Genomic DNA, 18172 nt, shown 5'->3' on the forward strand with positions numbered 1-18172 from the left:
ACATGGAAGAGAAATGGTTAGTTGGTGTTGACCTTGGTGGTACAACGATTAAATTAGCATTTATTAATGTGTACGGTGAAATTTTACATAAGTGGGAAATCCCTACGAATACAAATGAGCAAGGAAAACATATTACGCTTGATGTAGCGAAAGCTATTGATAAAAAGTTAGAAGAGTTAGGCGAATTGAAAAGCAAGTTAATCGGTATTGGTATGGGAGCTCCTGGTCCTGTACACGTGGCATCTGGAATGATTTACGAAGCGGTTAACTTAGGATGGAAAAACTATCCGTTAAAAGATTTATTAGAAGTAGAAACAGGATTACCTGTTGTTATTGATAATGATGCAAACTTAGCAGCGCTTGGTGAAATGTGGAAAGGTGCTGGTGAAGGAGCAAAAGATTTAATTTGTATGACACTTGGCACTGGTGTTGGCGGCGGTGTAATTGCCAATGGTGAGATTGTACACGGCGTAAGCGGTGCTGCTGGTGAGATTGGACACATTACAGTCGTTACAGAAAATGCTTTCCCATGTAATTGCGGGAAGTCTGGTTGCCTAGAAACAGTAGCATCTGCAACAGGTATTGTGCGTGTTGCTATGCAAAAAATACAAGAGACTGATAAAGAGAGTATGCTACGTTCTATGTTAGCAGAAGAAGGGCGTATTACATCAAAAGATGTATTTGAAGCACTTGGACAAGGTGACGAGCTAGCAGGCGAAGTAGTAGAAAAAGTAGCTTCTTATTTAGGATTAGCTGTAGCGAACCTTGCTAGTACGTTGAACCCAGAGAAAATTGTTATTGGCGGCGGTGTGTCTAAAGCTGGAGATGCACTATTAGAGCCAATTCAACGTTATTTCGAGCAATATGCTTTCTCACGTGCTGTAAAGAGCACGAAGTTAGCGATTGCAATACTTGGTAATGATGCAGGTGTTATCGGAGGAGCTTGGCTTGTAAAAAAGCACAAATACGAAGCGAAGATGGTATAAGTTGTAAAATATGAAAAGAGGAAGGGGAAACCCTTCCTCTTTTTGTGTGAAATCTTGATGAAAAATAACATGTTAACGAATTAAGCTGCTGGTGGGTACCCGTTATATAGAACAGTCATGATTGTAAACCATCCGAAAACGAGTACAGTTGCAATTGCAAAACCACCTGCGAAAAAGTTCTTTTCACGAAGTGTTCTAAGCGTAGCAAATACAGCTAACAGAGTGACTAGCGCAAAAATAATAACAAGGCCCATACAATATCCTCCTCTGTCTACCCATTCCTCAATATGAGTTTTTGGAATATTTACTCTTTTATATTGTACATGTTTTAAAAATGATTGTCGAGATAGCATCCTTTCTTTTCCTAAGAGAAAAAAATGTTGTATCATTGAAAGTAAGTTTAATAATTGGAGGAGATTTTCATATGAAATGGATACAAATGCCGTTAGGCCCATTACAAACGAATGCTTATATTTTAAAGAATGATCAAAATGAGTGTATTATCTTTGATCCTGGTCACGAAGGAGAGAAACTTGTTACATATTTACAAGAAGAACAATTAAAGCCACTGGCTGTTTTATTAACACATGCTCACTTCGATCATATTGGTGCTGTTGATGCGGTAAGAGACGCTTTTCATATTCCTGTGTACGTACATAAAGAAGAAGCAGATTGGTTAGGCGATGCAACTGTAAATGGCTCTCAAATTTTTATGATGAATCGTAGCATTACAGCAAAACCAGCAGATCGTATTATTGATACAGAAGGTGCATTAGCAATTGGTTCATTTAATTTTGAAATATTTGAGACGCCAGGACATTCTCCGGGCAGTATTTCTTATTATTGTAAAGAGGCGAATGCTGTATTTTCTGGAGATGTATTGTTCCAAATGAGCATCGGAAGAACAGATTTACCTGGTGGGAGTTTTGCTGAATTGATTGGAAGTATTGAAGAAAAATTATTTGTGTTACCAGATGAAACAGCGGTGTTATGTGGACATGGTCCAGAAACAAGCATTGGTTTTGAAAAAGAAAATAATCCATTTTTACAGTAAGGAGTCATTATGGGGATGGAGCTCATTTTTAGAAAATGGATGGAAAAAGAAAAGGATTATTCGATTTCATATAGTACATATATGAACCTTGCATTATACGCAGCGGAACATGGATACTATATGAAAGAGCGTGAAAAAATTGGAAGACAAGGGGACTTTTTTACAAGTAGCAACGTATCCTCTGTTTTTGCAAAAACATTTGCAAAGTTTTTTATTCGTCTTGTTGAAAATGGTGAAGTTGCTCCGAATATTTGTGAGATTGGCGGGGGAACAGGAAGGTTTGCCTATGATGTTTTACAAGAGTGGAAGCAAGTATCTCCAGAAACCTTTATTGATTTAAACTATTCAGTGATTGAAATGAGCCCTTTTCATAGAAACTTACAGCAGAAAAATCTTTGTTCGTTTTCTAATGTGTCCTATTATACGTCGCATAGTGAAATGGGAGAATCGTTCGATGGGATTCTTTTTTCGAATGAGTTATTTGATGCATTTCCTGTTGAAGTAATTGAGAAGAGAAATGGAATATTGTATGAAGTACGTGTTACGTACACAGAGGAAGGGAAACTTGCAGAAGTATATAGACCGTTACATAAAAGCATTGGTCGATACTTATTGAAATATAATATTCATCTTGCTGAAGGGCAGCGTTTTGAAGTACCACTTTCAATGGAAGAATATATAAAAGAAATTGCGAAATGGTTTCAAAAAGGTATATGTATTACAGTTGATTATGGATACACAAAAGAAGAATGGATGCATCCTGCACGTCAAGAAGGAAGTTTACGAGGGTATTACGAGCATAAGTTAATCCGTAATCCTTTAGCGCATCCAGGTGAAATGGATCTTACTACTCATATTCATTGGGACGAACTGAAAGAGATGTTTAGCCTGCAAGGCATGGATATAGTATGGCATAAGAAGCAATCGGAGTTTTTGTTAGCAGCAGGAATATTAGACCAGCTTACAAATCATCAAGATCGGAATCCTTTTTCTGAAACTCAAAAACAAAATCGAGCAGTTCGTTCTATGATTTTGAGCGGAGGATTAGGGAGTGCATTTGATGTTGTTATACATACGAAACATATGCAACAGTTACACTTGGAACGGTATTTAAAAGTATAAAAAACAAGACACAGCATATTTCTGTGTCTTGTTTTTTAATACGACTTATGTAGTATCATATATTTCCTCTCATGATATATATTTATATTAAAGATATGAGATGAAAAATATAAAATACGTCCTTTTTTTCTGTTTATTAGTCCCTAACCTAATAATACGCGAACGAGTTGAATAATTGTTTCGTTTTCTACTTTGTAATAAATTTCCAATCCTTTTCTTTCACTAGAAACGATTTTAGCACTTTTTAACTTTGCTAAATGCTGTGAAATTGTAGATTGTGGCATGTTTAAGCCAGTGTACATTGTAGAAACGTTGCTTGGACCACGTTCAATTAATCCTTTTACAATACATAAGCGAACAGGATGAGCAAGTACTTTCAATAATTCTGCATTGCTTTCATATAGTTCTATTTCTTTTTGAAAGGTTTCTAACATGTTCTTTTCCACCTCCGTGTGAGCTGTTATACCATACTATACATACCAAAAAATTAAAGAAAAGAAAACAGTTGTTGCAGAAAAAAAGTCCTAAAGTAAAGAAATTGTAAGAAAAGAGACTCTGATGTAAATAAAGTAGATGATTTAGCACGGTTTTGTAAAATGACATTTTTGAGTGAAAATTTCGATGCGTTTTAAAAATTGAAAGATATAGATATATTTGTAACACAATCTTACCATGATTTTCTTATTCTTTCAAATGAATATACAAAATTTTTAAAATAATAAGATAAAGGGATTATAATGTAATATCTAGAATATAAAACAGGTTAAAAAGAAAAGAAGCTAAATGTAGTCAGCTTCTTTATGGTGAAAATGAAATGTTTGAATATAGCTGATAAATCTTAGAATTACCAAGACATTAGTTATGTATTCTAGATTTCATCTTTCATCAATTTTAAAAATCTGTGGGTCCATATATTCTCATAAAAATCAATTGTCTCTTTTGCGGACATAAATGGATTGTTTAACGTAGAGGTTGCTTTCTGTACCATGAAGTTTTCATATCCTAGTCCATGGGCAAATTTTATCGTAGCATCCATGCAGTACTCTGTTTGGGCACCACAAAATTCAATACGCTGTACAGATAATTGGTCTAAAATTTCTTTTAAGTTTGTTTTATAAAATGAATTTGCATGTGTTTTTCTTACAAAAAAATCTTGTTCTTGAACATCTAGATCAATATGAAGAGCCCAAAGTTCTTTTTCAGGTACTAAATCCTCATCACAATGTTGAACAAAAATGATTGATTTATTTGATTTTCTGTATGAAGAAATTCTATTATTTACTTTTGGAAGTAAATTTTGTAGATCAAATAAATGCTCTTCGTTATAACATACTCCATTTTGTAAATCGATAACGATTAAAACATCTGCACAAGTATCCATTATTTCCCCCCTTTTTTTACTTCTTAATATATCAATTAATTTATAATTTGGAAATAGATGGTGCTCTCTCGTTTTTTTATGAACTATACGAAAAGTGAAAAATATACTTAACAGCATAAAAAAGAAGATATGAAAACTTAATTTCATATCTTCTTTTTTCTCTACGCATTTACAGGTTCTTCTACATAAGAAAGGGCATTTTCAAAATCAGATATTAAATCGTCAACATTTTCAAGGCCGACGGATAACCGAAGTAATGAATTAGAAATCCCTCTTTCATCACGAGCTTCTTGTGACAGGGCTGCATGTGACATTTTAGCTGGGTAGGAAAGAATCGATTCGACAGCTCCTAAACTAACTGCAAAGACAGGTAATTTTACTTTTGATAAAAATTGGCGGAGTGCGTCTTCTGATTGTAAAGTGAAAGATAGGACAGCTCCGGCTGATGTAGCTTGTGAATGTTGAATATCAAATCCAAGATGTGTTTGTAAGCCAGGATAATAGACATTTTGAACTTTAGCGTGCTCTTGTAAATAGTGTGCAATTTTATTGGCGTTTGCAGCTGAATGCTCAAGACGTACATGCAATGTTTTTAGGCCGCGAAGTACGAGAGAACAGTCTTGAGGACCTAAAATAGCACCGAATGCATTTTGTAAAAATCCAAGTTTTTGAGCGAGTTCGGTATCTTTTACAACCGCTAATCCGGCAGTAACATCACTATGACCAGCAATGAATTTTGTGGCACTATGAAGAACGACATCGGCCCCAAGATCAAGTGGTTTCTGGAATAGTGGTGTCAAAAATGTATTATCAACAAAAGTAAGGGCGTCGATAGATTTTGCAAGTTTAGAAACTGCACGAATATCTGTCACTTTTAAAAGTGGATTAGAGGGCGTTTCCACATAAAAGAGTTTTGTATTTGGCTTAATGTTTTGCTTTATTTCTTCTAAATTGGTCATATCAACAAATGTATGTGAAACACCGTAACGGGAGAGAACTTCAGTTATAATTCGATAAGTGCCTCCATATACGTCTTCTGAAATGAGTACGTGATCGCCTTGTGAAAGAAGGAGGAATGCAGTAGAAATCGCTGCAATTCCTGATGCGAAGGCAAATCCTTTTGTTCCGCCTTCTAATAAAGCAATGATATCTTCAAGAGCTTCACGAGTTGGATTACCAGAGCGGCTATAATCATATTTTCCGAATGTATCTACATCAAATTGGTGGAATGTTGATGTGTTATAGATGGGAACGTTAACAGCTCCTGTTTGCGAGTCGTGTTTATATTGGTTGTGCAGTAAGAGTGTATCTATAGAATAACTCATATTCTTACACCTTCTTTTACAAGTTTAATGGCTTGCTTTAAGTCTTGAATCAAATCGTTACTATTTTCAATACCAACGGAAAATCGTAGAAGACGATTACATACACCGTTTGCTGTTCTGATTTCTTCTGGGATATCAGCATGTGTTTGCGTTGCTGGATACGTCATTAGACTTTCAACACCACCAAGACTTTCAGCAAATGTAATTAAGGATAAAGATTGTAAGAAGGGATTAATCCATGTTTCATCTTTCAGACGAAATGAGATCATGCCGCCTCTTCCAGGATAAAATACATCTGTCACCCCGTCTTCATTATTTAAATAAGCAACAACTGCTTTTGCATTTTCTTCATGTTGTCTCATGCGAAGCGCTAACGTTTTCATACCGCGAATTAATAGCCATGAGTCAAATGGGCTTAAAACCGCACCAGAGGCATTATGATAATGAGCGATTTCCTCACAAAGTTCCGTTCCTTTTGCAACGACAAGACCGCTTAGTACATCGTTATGTCCTCCTAAATATTTTGTGGCGCTATGAAGCACAATGTCGGCACCTTCTGTTAATGGCTGCTGTATATAAGGCGTATAAAATGTGTTGTCTACAATAAGAAGTAGTCCGTGTCTTTTCGCTACGGTTGCGACAGCGGCAATATCGGTAACTTGCATTAATGGGTTAGTCGGAGTTTCTATGAAAATAGCCTTCGTTTCAGTTGTGATAGCTTTCTCAATTTGTTTAATAGATTGTGTATTTACGTATCTACATCGAACGTTCCACTTTTTTTCATGCTCAGAAAATAATCGATAAGTGCCCCCGTATAAATCTTCGGATACAATAAGTTCGTCTCCAGAACGGAATAGGGAAAGGACGAGGAGAACAGCTGCCATCCCTGAACTACAGGCATAACCTTGTTCACCGTATTCTAAGTCTGCGATTGCCTGCTCTAACAGGCCGCGAGTTGGATTTCCAGTTCGTGAATAGTCAAAACCAGTAGATTTACCAATTCCTTCGTGACGATAAGCAGTTGAGAAATAAACAGGTGGATTAACAGTTCCTGTTGTAGTTTCGCTCCGGTTTCCGATTTGTGCTAGTTTTGTTTCAATAGTTGACATTTAAAAATTCCTCCTTTTTAAATTAACAATTAAGTGAATGTAAAATAAAAAAAGCCTTCTAAGAAGAAGGCTTTCGGTTTGAATAGAGTCTTCTTCTCATCTGTCAAATCTTTCACAATTTGCTGGAATTAGCACCTTATTAACAAATGTTAATGGTTGCTGAGGCGTCATAGGGCCAGTCCCTCTACCTCTCTAGATAAGAATGTTCGTATGAAATTTTATTATGTTTTTAACTTTACAACAAAAGATAATTGAATTGCAACTTTATTTTAAATAATTTTTATTTTTCCGCAAGTGTCATTGACTTTTGTATTTGTGCATGCTAAATTTATTAAAAAATTAACAAACATTGTTAAAAGGGGAACGTATTTCCTTTTAGCTACATAAATAAAATAATAAAGACAAACTCTTATTGAGAGCGGTGGAGGGAAAGGCCCTGTGAAACCCGGCAACCTTCAAACGAAATGTTTGAAACGGTGCTAATACCTGCAAAACGAATGTTTTGCATGATAAGAGGAGGATCGATTATGTCCCCCTCTTCAAAGTGAAGAGGGGGTTTTTATATTGATAGAAATGAGGGAGATTTGTGAAATTACTAGATTTATTATCAAAAGGAATTGTAATAGGTGATGGCGCGGTTGGAACTTTATTACATTCACATGGCTTGCAAAGTAGTTTTGAAGAATTGAATATATCTGATCCAGATTTAATTATATCGATTCATAAGCAATATGTAGCTGCTGGGGCAGATGTGATTCAAACAAATACGTACGGAGCAAATGAAGCAAAATTACGTATGTATGGCTTAGAGAATCAAGTTGTTCAAATTAATAAAGCGGCAGTGAAGATTGCGAAAGCATCTGTTACAGATAGAAATGCAATTTTAGGAACAATTGGTGGTATGAAACATATCGGAGCTGTTACGACAACTGATATGGAGCGAGAATTTATGTTACTGGAACAGGCGAGTGCATTACTAGAAGAACAGGTTGATGGACTGTTATTAGAGACTTTTTATGATGAGTTTGAATTACTTCATGCTGTTCAGGTGTTACGAAAACAAACGAATATTCCAATTGTAGCTCAGTTAGCGTTACATGAGGCAGGTACGACTCAAAATGGAAATGATGTAAATGAAATATTAAAACAGCTTTTAGATTACGGTGCAAATGTTGTTGGATTGAACTGCCAACTAGGGCCACTTCACATGACGGAAGCTTTTAAAATGATATCGATTCCTCAAAATGGCTACTTGTCAGCATATCCAAATGCAGGTCTCCCGAATTATGTGGAGGGACGTTACGTATATGAGGGAAGTCCGGCTTATTTCGAAGCGATGACACCGAAATTTATTGAGCAAGGTATTCGGTTATTGGGTGGTTGTTGTGGCACGACTCCAGAACATATTGAAAGTATGAAACGTGCTACTCTAAACGTTACACCTGTAATAGAAAAGGATACGATTCAAAGACCGAAAGTAGTTCATACACATGAGAAACGTTCGAAAGCTCATGTCACTTTAGCAGAGAAAGCAAAAAAACAAACGACAGTAGTAGTGGAATTAGATCCACCGAAAACGTTAGATACGCAGCGGTTTTTTGAAGGAGCAAGAGTATTGAAAAGAGCTGGGGCAGATGCTATTACTCTAGCAGATAATTCATTAGCATCGCCACGCGTCTCGAATATGGCGATGGGGGCATTATTAACGAAGCACGATATTCCAGTATTGACTCATTTAACGTGTAGAGACCATAACGTTATCGGACTACAATCTCATTTACTAGGCCTATCAGCGTTAGGCATGGAAGAAGTGTTAGCTTTAACTGGGGATCCAGCGCGCGTTGGTGATTTTCCAGGTGCCACTTCTGTATATGATTTGTCCTCTATTGAGCTCATTAAAATGATTAAAGAGATGAACGATGGGCGCTCTATTTTAGGAAAATCAATAGGTCCAGCAACAAGGTTTTCAGTGGGAGGTGCGTTTAATCCGCATGTAAGACATTTAAAAGCAGCGGTTAAGCGAATGGAACGGAAAATAGATGCTGGAGCAGAATATTTCTTAACGCAGCCGATTTACGATATCGCATTAATTGAAGAAGTGTATGAAGCGACAAAGCATTTGGAACAACCTATTTTTATTGGGATTATGCCATTAATAAGTAAAAGGAATGCAGATTTCCTTCATTTTGAGGTGCCGGGTATTACTCTACCTGAAGAAATAAGGGAGAGAATGGATGGACATGAAACGAAAGAGGCAGCAATTGAGGAAGGGATTCGCATTTCACAAGAATTGATTGATGCGGCGATGAAATATTTTAACGGCATTTATCTTATTACACCATTTCTAAAATATGAAATTACAGAACATCTTGTTAAATATGTGAGAGAAAAGCAAGAAGTGAAAGAAGGTATTAACTGATGAAATGTATAGAAGAAAAATTACAAAATAACATCTTAATATTAGATGGTGCAATGGGAACAATGATTCAGCAAGAGGACTTAACTGCGGAAGATTTCGGAGGAGAAGAGTACGAAGGGTGTAATGAATATTTAGTAGAAACAAGGCCTGATGTCATTTTGAAAATCCATAAATCTTACATTGAAGCTGGAGCGGATATTATTGAAACAAATACATTTGGGGCGACAAACATTGTATTAAGTGATTATGAGCTGTCTCATTTAGACGAGGAACTAAATGAGAAGGCAGCGCGTTTAGCAAAGCAAGCGGTCAACGAAAGCGGGAAGGAAGTATATGTTGCGGGAGCAATGGGGCCGACAACGAAGGCGATTAGTGTTACTGGTGGTGTGACGTTTGAAGAATTAATTGAAGCCTATACACGGCAGGCAAGAGGCTTATTAAATGGCGACGTAGATGTATTACTCGTCGAGACGAGTCAAGATATGCGTAACGTGAAGGCTGCTTATATTGGAATCCAAGCAGCTTTTGACGAACTAAATAAAATTGTGCCTATCATGATTTCGGGAACGATTGAACCGATGGGAACGACTCTGGCTGGGCAAACAATTGAGGCTTTTTACTTATCGGTAGAACATATGAAGCCATTGTCTGTTGGATTAAACTGTGCGACTGGTCCAGAGTTTATGAGAGACCATATTCGTTCCCTATCCGATTTATCGGAGTGTTACATTTCTTGTTATCCCAATGCAGGTCTTCCTGATGAAGATGGACATTATCATGAATCTCCATCTTCTCTCGCTGAAAAAGTGAAGCGATTTGCTGAAGAAGGATGGGTTAATATTATAGGTGGTTGTTGTGGTACAACACCAGAACATATAAAAGCAATGAAATCCGCGTTAGCTTCTCTTCAGCCGCGTGAACATCATGAAAGAGCTGGACACGGGGTTAGTGGATTAGAGGCACTTCAATATGATGACTCTATGAGGCCGTTATTTGTTGGTGAAAGAACAAACGTTATTGGGTCACGTAAATTTAAAAGATTAGTAGCAGAAGGGAAATTTGAAGAGGCTGCTGAAGTCGCAAGAGCGCAAGTGAAGAAAAATGCTCATATTATTGATATTTGTATGGCAGATCCTGATCGCGATGAAATAGAAGATATGGAAAACTTCTTGGCAGAAGTTACAAAAGTATTAAAAGTACCAATTATGATTGATTCAACAGATGAAAATGTGATGGAGCGAGCTCTTACTTATATTCAAGGAAAAGCTGTTATTAATTCAATTAATTTAGAAGATGGAGAAGAACGATTTAAAAAAGTGACGCCGCTTCTTCAGAAATATGGTGCTGCTATTGTTGTAGGAACAATTGATGAAGATGGTATGGCGGTTAGTGCAGAACGCAAACTCGAAATCGCGAAAAGAAGTTATGAGTTATTGACAACGAAATATGGTATACGCCCGTCAGATATTATTTTTGATGCACTTGTATTTCCTGTAGGTACAGGTGATGAAGAATATATTGGTTCAGCGGCAGCGACGATAGAAGGAATTCGCCTTATTAAAGAAGCATTACCAGAGTGTTTAACGATTTTAGGTGTAAGTAACATATCATTTGGTTTACCGCCAGCTGGCCGCGAAGTATTAAATTCGGTCTTTTTATATCATGCAACGAAAACAGGATTAGATTACGCGATTGTGAATACGGAAAAATTAGAACGATATGCGTCAATTCCAGAGGAAGAAAAACGTCTTGCAGATGCATTACTTTTTGAAACGACGCAAGAGACGTTAGAAGAATTTACAAATTTCTATCGCGCGGCAAAAAAGAAAGCTGTCGTTATCCAAGAAACATTAACTCTTGATGAAAGGCTGGCAAATTACATTGTAGAAGGTACGAAACAAGGGCTACAAGAAGATTTAAGCCTCGCACTTACAGAAGGAAGAAAACCTTTGGATATTATTAATGGGCCACTTATGACAGGAATGGATGAGGTGGGACGGCTATTTAATAATAATGAGCTTATCGTTGCCGAAGTATTGCAAAGTGCTGAAAGTATGAAAGCTGCCGTAAGCTATTTAGAACCACATATGGAATCTAGCGAGAGTGCGAAAAAAGGGAAAGTATTATTAGCAACTGTTAAAGGTGACGTACATGATATTGGGAAAAATCTCGTTGAAATTATTTTATCGAATAACGGATATGAGATTATTAATTTAGGAATCAATGTTCGCTCGGATCGAATTGTACAAGAAGTACAAGAAAAGAAGCCTGACATTATTGGCCTTTCTGGTTTATTAGTAAAATCAGCGCAACAAATGGTAACGACTGCTGAAGATTTAAAAGCGGCAAATATTGATATTCCAATCGTTGTAGGCGGGGCAGCGTTAACGAGAAAGTTTACAGATAACCGTATTTCACCATCATATACAGGGCTTGTATGCTATGCGAGTGATGCGATGACGGGGCTTGATATTATTAATAAGCTTCAAAAAGAAGAAGAGCGCGAGAAGATGAAACAAGATAAAAAAGAGCGTCATCTTCATATCGTAAAAAAAGAGGATAAGAAAGTAGAAATTCCAGCAGTAATTGAACCATTACCGAAGGCTGAGGTTATGATACCTGATTCAACAAAGCGAATTGTATTACGTGATATTCCTGCCCTTCATCTCGCTCCATTTCTAAATAGACAAATGCTACTTGGACATCACCTTGGATTAAAAGGAAATGTGAAGAAGCTTCTGCGAGAGGGAGATAAGAGAGCACACGCATTAAATGATTTAATAGACGAATTATTGCAGGAAGGACAATCTTGGTTAAAACCGAAAGCGGTGTATCAATTTTTCCCAGCGCAAAGCGACGGACAACATATTGTAATATATGATCCAGAAGATCATACAAGTGTTATAGAGCGTTTCACATTCCCAAGACAAGGAAAAGCACCATATCGTACTTTAGGTGATTATTTACGACCAGTTGGAGATGAAATGGACTATGTTGCTTTCCTATCTGTTACGGTTGGGGAAGGCGTTCGGGATATTGCTGAAGAGTGGAAGGCGAAGGGGGATTATTTACGCAGTCATGCCATTCAATCGTTAGCGCTTGAACTAGCAGAAGGACTTGCTGAAAAAACACATATGCTCATTCGTGATCGCTGGGGTATTCCAGATTCATCAGAACTGACGATGGAAGAACGTTTCCGTACGAAATATAGAGGGATACGCGTGTCTTTTGGTTATCCAGCATGTCCAGAACTTGCGGATCAAGAAAAGTTATTTCGCCTTATTCATCCAGAAGAAATAGGTATTTCATTAACGGAAGGATTTATGATGGAGCCAGAAGCATCTGTGACGGCTATGGTATTTTCTCACCCTGAAGCAAGATATTTTAGTGTATTATAGTGTAGAAGGGGGAGACGTATGAAGAAAATAGTCTTTACAGGTGGCGGTTCGGCAGGACATGTAACACCTAATTTAGCCATCATTCCACATTTACAAGAACAGAATTGGGATATCTCTTATATCGGTTCTCATCAAGGAATTGAGAAAACGATTATAGAAAAGGAAGGCATTCCGTACTATAGTATTGCAAGCGGAAAGCTACGCCGTTATTTTGATTTGAAAAATATAAAAGATCCTTTTCTTGTAATGAAGGGTGTTATGGATGCGTATGTAAGGATCCGAAAACTAAAACCGGATGTGATTTTTTCAAAAGGTGGTTTCGTATCTGTACCAGTCGTAATTGGAGGGTGGCTAAATAGAGTCCCTGTTTTATTACATGAATCTGATATGACGCCAGGACTAGCAAACAAAATTGCGCTCCGTTTTGCTTCGAAAATATTTGTTACATTTGAAGAAGCTGCGAAACATTTACCGAAAGAAAAAGTAATCTATACAGGATCTCCTGTACGTGAAGAAGTGCTAAAGGGAAATCGTGAAAAAGGTTTAGCGTTTTTAGGTTTTTCACGTAAAAAGCCAGTTATTACAATCATGGGAGGAAGTTTGGGCGCAAAGAAAATTAATGAAACGGTTCGAGAGGCGTTACCAGAACTTCTGAAAAAATATCAAATTGTTCATCTTTGCGGAAAAGGTAATCTTGATGAAAGTTTACAAAATAAAGAAGGATATAAACAATTTGAATATATACATGGAGAGCTGCCAGACATATTAGCGATAACAGACTTTGTTATTTCACGTGCGGGCTCTAATGCCATTTTTGAGTTTTTAACATTGCAAAAGCCAATGGTTTTAATTCCGCTATCGAAATTTGCAAGTCGTGGAGATCAAATACTAAATGCAGAGTCTTTTGAAAGACAAGGATATGCTTCTGTATTGTATGAAGAAGATGTGACTGTGAAATCTCTTATAAAACATGTCGAAGAATTAAATCAAAATAATGAGATGTATAAAACAGCTCTAAAAAAATATAATGGAAAAGAAGCAATTCAAACAATCATTCAACATATTTCAGAGGCATGATGAAACAATCATGTCTTTTTTAGTAGGATGAAAGATTCCAAGGATTGATATTTTTATGTTACAATAACAAATGGATTAGTAGGGAAATTCCAATTAATGAAGCGTGAAAATACGAATGGATTAGGAGTGACTGTGTTGGAGCTAAGTCTCTATGAAAATACTGCACTTATTATATGCTTTGTGTTGTACGTTGGTAGTGTTATTGTTTATATTTCAAGGAAATTTTCGCAAGAAAGAGAGCTTGAAAAATCAGAAATAACAGCTGAGCTAGAAATGTTAGCTGATGAAAGTTATAAAAAGAAGAAAATAAAAGAAGAGCATGAAGAATCCCATCATTTAAACGCAAATAAGTTTTAAAGATGGGGATTTTTTTTTGAAGTCGTTCTTTATTATGTTTATAGCAAGTAACGCTAAAAGGAGTTTCCCGTACATAATGAAGGAGTGTATATAAATGAATTTTTATGTCGCCTCAGGATTCCAAAATAAACATCTTGTACGTTCTATAGCAAATGAACTGAAACATGCAGGATGGCACCATACATATGATTGGACAAGAAACGAAAGAGCAGTGAATCAAGATCAATTAAGAGAAATTGGTCAGGCAGAAAAGAATGCTATTAAAGAAGCGAATGTCTTTTTACTTATATTAGATGGCGGAAATGGGAGTCATACAGAGTTTGGAATGGCGATTGCGCTAAAGAAAAAGATATATGTATACCATGAAAGAAACCCGCTTGAAACAACGTTCTATCATTTGCCAGAAATAAATATTTTTGAAGGAGATGCAACTGAATTTGCATCTTATGTTATGGATCACGTGAAATAATAGTAACTGTCTAAAAGGTTATAAAAGTGATCTTTTGGGTACAGTGATGATAAGAAACGTATATAAAGGAGTATATAATATGAAATTAGAAAATGGATGGGAAACGAGCTTTTTAGAAGTCGTACAAAATAGTGAATTTAAGAAAGATGCACTTCTTAGTCAATTGCTTTGTGAGGATAGTGAAGAGGTAGAAGAGCTTGTTGATGATTACGGATATGAAGAGATTATTGAACGCGAACATGATGATGAATTAGCAGAAGTTTTAGGTGAAGAACTTTTCGATGAGATGGAACGAAACGTATTCTTATCTTCACAGCCAGAAAAAAAACTTATTTCATTCGTAAATGGATTAGGTTTTCATGTGTTAGATTGGATCGTTCTTCTTGAAACAGAATTTGGCATTGATAGTGCACGCTTTACGTCGGACGCCGTGAAAATGTTAGAAAAGCGCTTTAGACAATTCCCGTATATAGAAGATAAGACAATCTTTGATATGACATTTGGAGAAGCAATGGATGTATTACAATCCATTACAGGATTACAACTGAAGGAAAAGATGAACGTATAATGTAAAAAAAAGAACGTGAGGATATCACGTTCTTTTTTTTACATTATAATAATTTTGTCATCTAGTTTTGTTTGCCCGCTAAGAAGTGCGTTTAAATATTCTACTTTTCTTATACAAGCCTGTATATGTCTTTCAACCTCTTGTAACTCTGCTTGGTGATGTGTTTCAATTGGATGAATTTGTACGTTAAATTTTTCAAATTGACTACTATATGTTATTTCTGCATAGCCGCTCATAATATCCATTTCGTTATGAAATAAAAATTGTTTCGTTTTGTCACAGAATGATACATTCTGAAAGCCATATACTTTTAATGCGTCAATTACTTTTTTAATCATTTTTGTATTCATTTTTTTTTACCCTCTTTACGAAGTTCTACTTATACATTATAACATAAAAAACTACATAGAAAGCGCTTCCAAGTGTGTTTTATTATAAACTTTACGTTTCCATCACAAAAATGATACAAAGAAAAAATAATTGTAAAGAAGGGAGGACTCTTTTATTGTTTCGTCATATATATAGAGAAATAGTGCAAGGAAAGGAAATTTTCCGAATTTGAGTTCGTATTTCAAATTTAAGCGCAATAAAAGAGGTGAGAGTCTTGAACTTTGATATTGTAGGACAAAAAGCATATATAAAAGATGGACCGCATCGGAACCGAATTGGAATTGTAAAGAACAGCGAGACAAAATTAGAATCGCAGTTTGCTATTGAAATTGGAGAACAAAGCATTGATGTAGAGCTAAAGGATATCGTGTTAGTTGGAGTAGACGTAGGACAATTTCATAAATGGTGCGAACAAAATGGTTATTTGTGAGAAGGACGGGCTGTGAGATAATGAAATATATTTGAGAAAAGAGAATATGTTATTGTATTCTCTTTTTTATGTGTAAGGAGACGGGAATGAAGTATAAAGAACGAGATTTTACATTGGAGTTAAAAGAGAAAATTCAATGCACGGAGAAAGAAATAGAGAGAATATCATTTAAACTTTTTAAAGATTATTCACATTTGTACATAGAAAAAAACATGGAATTATTTATAGAACTCATCAGAGATAAAGAAGATCCTTTTGAAACAGGATATTCTTCATCCATTTCGATAGCTGTATTAGATGAAGAAGGAAAGATGATTGAATTTTATACAGTTCCTATCTGGGAATGTTGTAATTATTTTTTAGGAGTACCGCTTCAAATAAGGTTTTGGGGAAGTAAGCTAAGTGGTGAACTTGTTGATGAATCTTATTGTGAGATAGAGGAGGAGTTAAAGGAGCCGTTGGAAGAGTTTTTACAGTTTGCAGATGAGGAATAATAGTTAGTCTTTAATTTAAAATTAATAGTTATTAAAAAATGAAAAACGGTATATTTCGTTATATATATACGTGATGCCTTATGTATAAAAGATAAAGAGGAAGATGAAAAGAACTAAAAAAGGACGCTAACAGTTTTGCTAGCGTCCTTTTTATTATGAAGCGATTTCGCCAGTTTTTGTATCATCTTGATTGTACGTATCTTGATCTAATTCACCAAGCCATTTACTAGAAATAAGACCTGCTGTCATAGAACCACTTACGTTAAGAGCTGTACGACCCATATCGATTAATGGCTCAACTGAGATAACAAGAGCGACAATACCGATTGGTAAGTTCATTGTAGATAGTACGATTAATGCTGCGAATGTTGCACCGCCACCAACACCGGCAACACCGAATGAGCTAATAGCAACGACAGCGATTAAAGTTAAAATAAATTGTGGTTGTAATGGATCGATTCCTACAGTTGGAGCGACCATCATTGCAAGCATTGCTGGATAAATACCTGCGCAACCGTTTTGTCCGATAGATACTCCAAATGATGCTGCGAAGTTGGCAATTCCTTCGGAAATACCAAGCTTTTCTTTTTGCGCTTCAATATTTAATGGCATTGCACCAGCGCTAGAGCGAGATGTGAATGCAAATGTTAATACAGGGAACACCTTTTTTAAATATTGAATTGGGTTTAAACCAGATAGAGCAATTAATAATAAGTGGATAACGAACATTACGATAAGTGCTACGTAAGATGCTAACACGAAGTTACCAAGTTTTAAAATAGCATTTATGTCGCTACCAGCAACTGTTTTTGCCATAAGAGCTAATACGCCGTATGGAGTAAGACGTAAAATTAATGTTACCATACGCATTACGATTGCATATACAGCATCAAGCATTTTCTTAAATAGTTCTGCTTGTTCTGGATATTTTCGTTTTACACCTATAAAGGCGATACCGATAAAGGCTGCAAATATTACAACAGAAATTGTTGATGTTGGACGAGCACCTGTTAAATCAAGAAACGGATTTGTAGGCAATAGTTCTAATAATTTATCTGGAATTGTTGTTTTTTCAATAGAAGTAAATCTTTCTTCAACTAGCTTCAGACGAGCAGATTCTGCATCACCTTGTTGTAGGCCTGTTGCTGATACATCAAATCCTGCACTTGCAGCGATACCGACAGCTGCAGCAATTCCTGTAGTGAGAATTAAAATTCCGATAATAAGACCACTAATTTTACCAAGATTTTTCGTTAATTGTAATTTTGTAAATGCTGAAATAATAGATACTAAAATAAGTGGCATAACGATCATTTGAAGTAATTTCACATAACCGTTACCGATTAAGCCAAACCAAGTATTTGATTCAATAATTACTTTAGAAGTTGGTTCATAAATAAATTGTAATATAAGACCGAATAGAATTCCGACTCCTAAAGCAGTAAATACGCGTTTATTAAAAGATACATGCTTACGTTGCATATAATATAATACGCCAACTAAGATGAGCATGACTGCAACGTTAATTCCGACAAGCAGTGTATTCATGTTGATTCCCCCTAATTCCAATCTGTTATATAGAATATAAGGTAA

The 18172-nt window shown here is 36.0% G+C and carries 18 protein-coding genes and 2 riboswitches; of the genes, 11 read left to right on the forward strand and 7 right to left on the reverse strand.

Annotated elements, in window-relative coordinates; translation table 11 throughout:
• The first annotated feature begins 2 nt into the window (after positions 1–2).
• Positions 3–986 carry a glucokinase gene (gene glcK / locus KVT31_RS02135; protein ID WP_088097761.1) on the forward strand — a complete coding sequence of 328 codons (984 nt, stop codon included), beginning with the start codon at positions 3–5 and terminating at the stop codon, positions 984–986.
• A gap of 80 nt (positions 987–1066) precedes the next feature.
• On the opposite strand, the gene KVT31_RS02140 is transcribed toward glcK, so the two are convergent.
• Positions 1067–1240: a DUF2759 domain-containing protein gene (locus KVT31_RS02140; RefSeq protein WP_000524846.1), complete on the reverse strand. Its 174-nt coding sequence runs from the start codon at positions 1238–1240 to the stop codon at positions 1067–1069.
• Positions 1241–1410: 170 nt separating this feature from the next.
• Between KVT31_RS02140 and KVT31_RS02145 the strand changes: the two genes are divergently transcribed.
• Positions 1411–2040 carry an MBL fold metallo-hydrolase gene (locus KVT31_RS02145; protein WP_088097760.1) on the forward strand — a complete coding sequence of 210 codons (630 nt, stop codon included), beginning with the start codon at positions 1411–1413 and terminating at the stop codon, positions 2038–2040.
• A gap of 9 nt (positions 2041–2049) precedes the next feature.
• Complete coding sequence (locus tag KVT31_RS02150) at positions 2050–3162, forward strand: class I SAM-dependent methyltransferase (protein ID WP_088097759.1); 1113 nt, start codon at positions 2050–2052, stop codon at positions 3160–3162.
• 143 nt (positions 3163–3305) lie between these two features.
• Here the strand turns inward: KVT31_RS02150 and KVT31_RS02155 are convergent, their stop codons facing one another.
• The 4 genes from KVT31_RS02155 to metI form a co-directional block, all read right to left on the reverse strand.
• Positions 3306–3596, reverse strand: coding sequence for an ArsR/SmtB family transcription factor (locus KVT31_RS02155; RefSeq protein ID WP_000894375.1), 291 nt, complete (start codon positions 3594–3596; stop codon positions 3306–3308).
• Positions 3597–4030: 434 nt separating this feature from the next.
• Positions 4031–4543 carry a cysteine hydrolase family protein gene (locus KVT31_RS02160; protein ID WP_088097758.1) on the reverse strand — a complete coding sequence of 171 codons (513 nt, stop codon included), beginning with the start codon at positions 4541–4543 and terminating at the stop codon, positions 4031–4033.
• A 161-nt stretch (positions 4544–4704) separates the two neighbouring features.
• On the reverse strand, positions 4705–5868 hold the full coding sequence (metC, locus tag KVT31_RS02165) for a cystathionine beta-lyase (protein WP_088097757.1): 1164 nt from the start codon (positions 5866–5868) through the stop codon (positions 4705–4707).
• Positions 5865–6977 carry a cystathionine gamma-synthase/O-acetylhomoserine thiolyase gene (gene metI, locus KVT31_RS02170; RefSeq protein ID WP_088097756.1) on the reverse strand — a complete coding sequence of 371 codons (1113 nt, stop codon included), beginning with the start codon at positions 6975–6977 and terminating at the stop codon, positions 5865–5867. The genes metC and metI overlap by 4 nt, the downstream gene beginning before the upstream one ends.
• A gap of 93 nt (positions 6978–7070) precedes the next feature.
• Positions 7071–7180: riboswitch (SAM riboswitch) on the reverse strand.
• A 203-nt stretch (positions 7181–7383) separates the two neighbouring features.
• Positions 7384–7493: riboswitch (SAM riboswitch) on the forward strand.
• Between the two features lie 70 nt (positions 7494–7563).
• On the opposite strand from metI, the gene KVT31_RS02175 reads away from it, so the two are divergent.
• The 6 genes from KVT31_RS02175 (at position 7564) to KVT31_RS02200 (ending at position 15265) form a co-directional block, all read left to right on the forward strand.
• Positions 7564–9396 carry a bifunctional homocysteine S-methyltransferase/methylenetetrahydrofolate reductase gene (locus KVT31_RS02175; RefSeq protein ID WP_088097755.1) on the forward strand — a complete coding sequence of 611 codons (1833 nt, stop codon included), beginning with the start codon at positions 7564–7566 and terminating at the stop codon, positions 9394–9396.
• A complete protein-coding gene (metH, locus tag KVT31_RS02180; RefSeq protein ID WP_088097754.1) occupies positions 9396–12794 on the forward strand; it encodes a methionine synthase in 3399 nt (1132 codons plus the stop codon). Before KVT31_RS02175 ends, metH begins: the two co-directional genes overlap by 1 nt.
• Before the next feature lie 18 nt (positions 12795–12812).
• On the forward strand, positions 12813–13871 hold the full coding sequence (gene murG, locus KVT31_RS02185; RefSeq protein ID WP_088097753.1) for an undecaprenyldiphospho-muramoylpentapeptide beta-N-acetylglucosaminyltransferase: 1059 nt from the start codon (positions 12813–12815) through the stop codon (positions 13869–13871).
• A 96-nt stretch (positions 13872–13967) separates the two neighbouring features.
• A complete protein-coding gene (locus tag KVT31_RS02190) occupies positions 13968–14228 on the forward strand; it encodes a DUF3966 domain-containing protein (protein WP_000817963.1) in 261 nt (86 codons plus the stop codon).
• 94 nt (positions 14229–14322) lie between these two features.
• Entirely contained in the window at positions 14323–14697 is a 375-nt protein-coding gene (locus KVT31_RS02195) for a nucleoside 2-deoxyribosyltransferase (RefSeq protein ID WP_088097752.1), read from the forward strand.
• A 79-nt stretch (positions 14698–14776) separates the two neighbouring features.
• Positions 14777–15265, forward strand: a complete 489-nt coding sequence (locus KVT31_RS02200; protein WP_140392553.1) for a hypothetical protein — start codon at positions 14777–14779, stop codon at positions 15263–15265.
• 38 nt (positions 15266–15303) lie between these two features.
• On the opposite strand, the gene KVT31_RS02205 is transcribed toward KVT31_RS02200, so the two are convergent.
• Positions 15304–15615, reverse strand: coding sequence for a hypothetical protein (locus KVT31_RS02205; protein ID WP_001093232.1), 312 nt, complete (start codon positions 15613–15615; stop codon positions 15304–15306).
• Positions 15616–15869: 254 nt separating this feature from the next.
• On the opposite strand from KVT31_RS02205, the gene KVT31_RS02210 reads away from it, so the two are divergent.
• A complete protein-coding gene (locus KVT31_RS02210) occupies positions 15870–16085 on the forward strand; it encodes a DUF3912 family protein (protein WP_140392552.1) in 216 nt (71 codons plus the stop codon).
• Between the two features lie 86 nt (positions 16086–16171).
• Positions 16172–16579, forward strand: a complete 408-nt coding sequence (locus KVT31_RS02215; RefSeq protein WP_088097749.1) for a hypothetical protein — start codon at positions 16172–16174, stop codon at positions 16577–16579.
• Positions 16580–16732: 153 nt separating this feature from the next.
• Here the strand turns inward: KVT31_RS02215 and KVT31_RS02220 are convergent, their stop codons facing one another.
• Positions 16733–18127 (reverse strand): L-cystine transporter, encoded by a 1395-nt coding sequence (locus tag KVT31_RS02220; RefSeq protein WP_001094345.1) that lies wholly within the window; start codon positions 18125–18127, stop codon positions 16733–16735.
• Positions 18128–18172: the final 45 nt, after the last annotated feature.

Origin of the sequence: Bacillus sp. GbtcB14, assembly GCF_019091205.1 — a bacterium.
Taxonomy (GTDB): domain Bacteria; phylum Bacillota; class Bacilli; order Bacillales; family Bacillaceae_G; genus Bacillus_A; species Bacillus_A cereus_AG.

Excerpts from the sequence above, each read along its gene's own strand:
- glcK (WP_088097761.1), top strand. The coding sequence starts at position 3 with ATGGAAGAGAAATGGTTAGTTGGTGTTGACCTTGGTGGTACAACGATT.
- KVT31_RS02140 (WP_000524846.1), bottom strand. The coding sequence starts at position 1,240 with ATGGGCCTTGTTATTATTTTTGCGCTAGTCACTCTGTTAGCTGTATTT.
- KVT31_RS02145 (WP_088097760.1), top strand. The coding sequence starts at position 1,411 with ATGAAATGGATACAAATGCCGTTAGGCCCATTACAAACGAATGCTTAT.
- KVT31_RS02150 (WP_088097759.1), top strand. The coding sequence starts at position 2,050 with ATGGGGATGGAGCTCATTTTTAGAAAATGGATGGAAAAAGAAAAGGAT.
- KVT31_RS02155 (WP_000894375.1), bottom strand. The coding sequence starts at position 3,596 with ATGTTAGAAACCTTTCAAAAAGAAATAGAACTATATGAAAGCAATGCA.
- KVT31_RS02160 (WP_088097758.1), bottom strand. The coding sequence starts at position 4,543 with ATGGATACTTGTGCAGATGTTTTAATCGTTATCGATTTACAAAATGGA.
- metC (WP_088097757.1), bottom strand. The coding sequence starts at position 5,868 with ATGAGTTATTCTATAGATACACTCTTACTGCACAACCAATATAAACAC.
- metI (WP_088097756.1), bottom strand. The coding sequence starts at position 6,977 with ATGTCAACTATTGAAACAAAACTAGCACAAATCGGAAACCGGAGCGAA.
- metH (WP_088097754.1), top strand. The coding sequence starts at position 9,396 with ATGAAATGTATAGAAGAAAAATTACAAAATAACATCTTAATATTAGAT.
- murG (WP_088097753.1), top strand. The coding sequence starts at position 12,813 with ATGAAGAAAATAGTCTTTACAGGTGGCGGTTCGGCAGGACATGTAACA.
- KVT31_RS02190 (WP_000817963.1), top strand. The coding sequence starts at position 13,968 with ATGAAGCGTGAAAATACGAATGGATTAGGAGTGACTGTGTTGGAGCTA.
- KVT31_RS02195 (WP_088097752.1), top strand. The coding sequence starts at position 14,323 with ATGAATTTTTATGTCGCCTCAGGATTCCAAAATAAACATCTTGTACGT.
- KVT31_RS02200 (WP_140392553.1), top strand. The coding sequence starts at position 14,777 with ATGAAATTAGAAAATGGATGGGAAACGAGCTTTTTAGAAGTCGTACAA.
- KVT31_RS02205 (WP_001093232.1), bottom strand. The coding sequence starts at position 15,615 with ATGAATACAAAAATGATTAAAAAAGTAATTGACGCATTAAAAGTATAT.
- KVT31_RS02215 (WP_088097749.1), top strand. The coding sequence starts at position 16,172 with ATGAAGTATAAAGAACGAGATTTTACATTGGAGTTAAAAGAGAAAATT.
- KVT31_RS02220 (WP_001094345.1), bottom strand. The coding sequence starts at position 18,127 with ATGAATACACTGCTTGTCGGAATTAACGTTGCAGTCATGCTCATCTTA.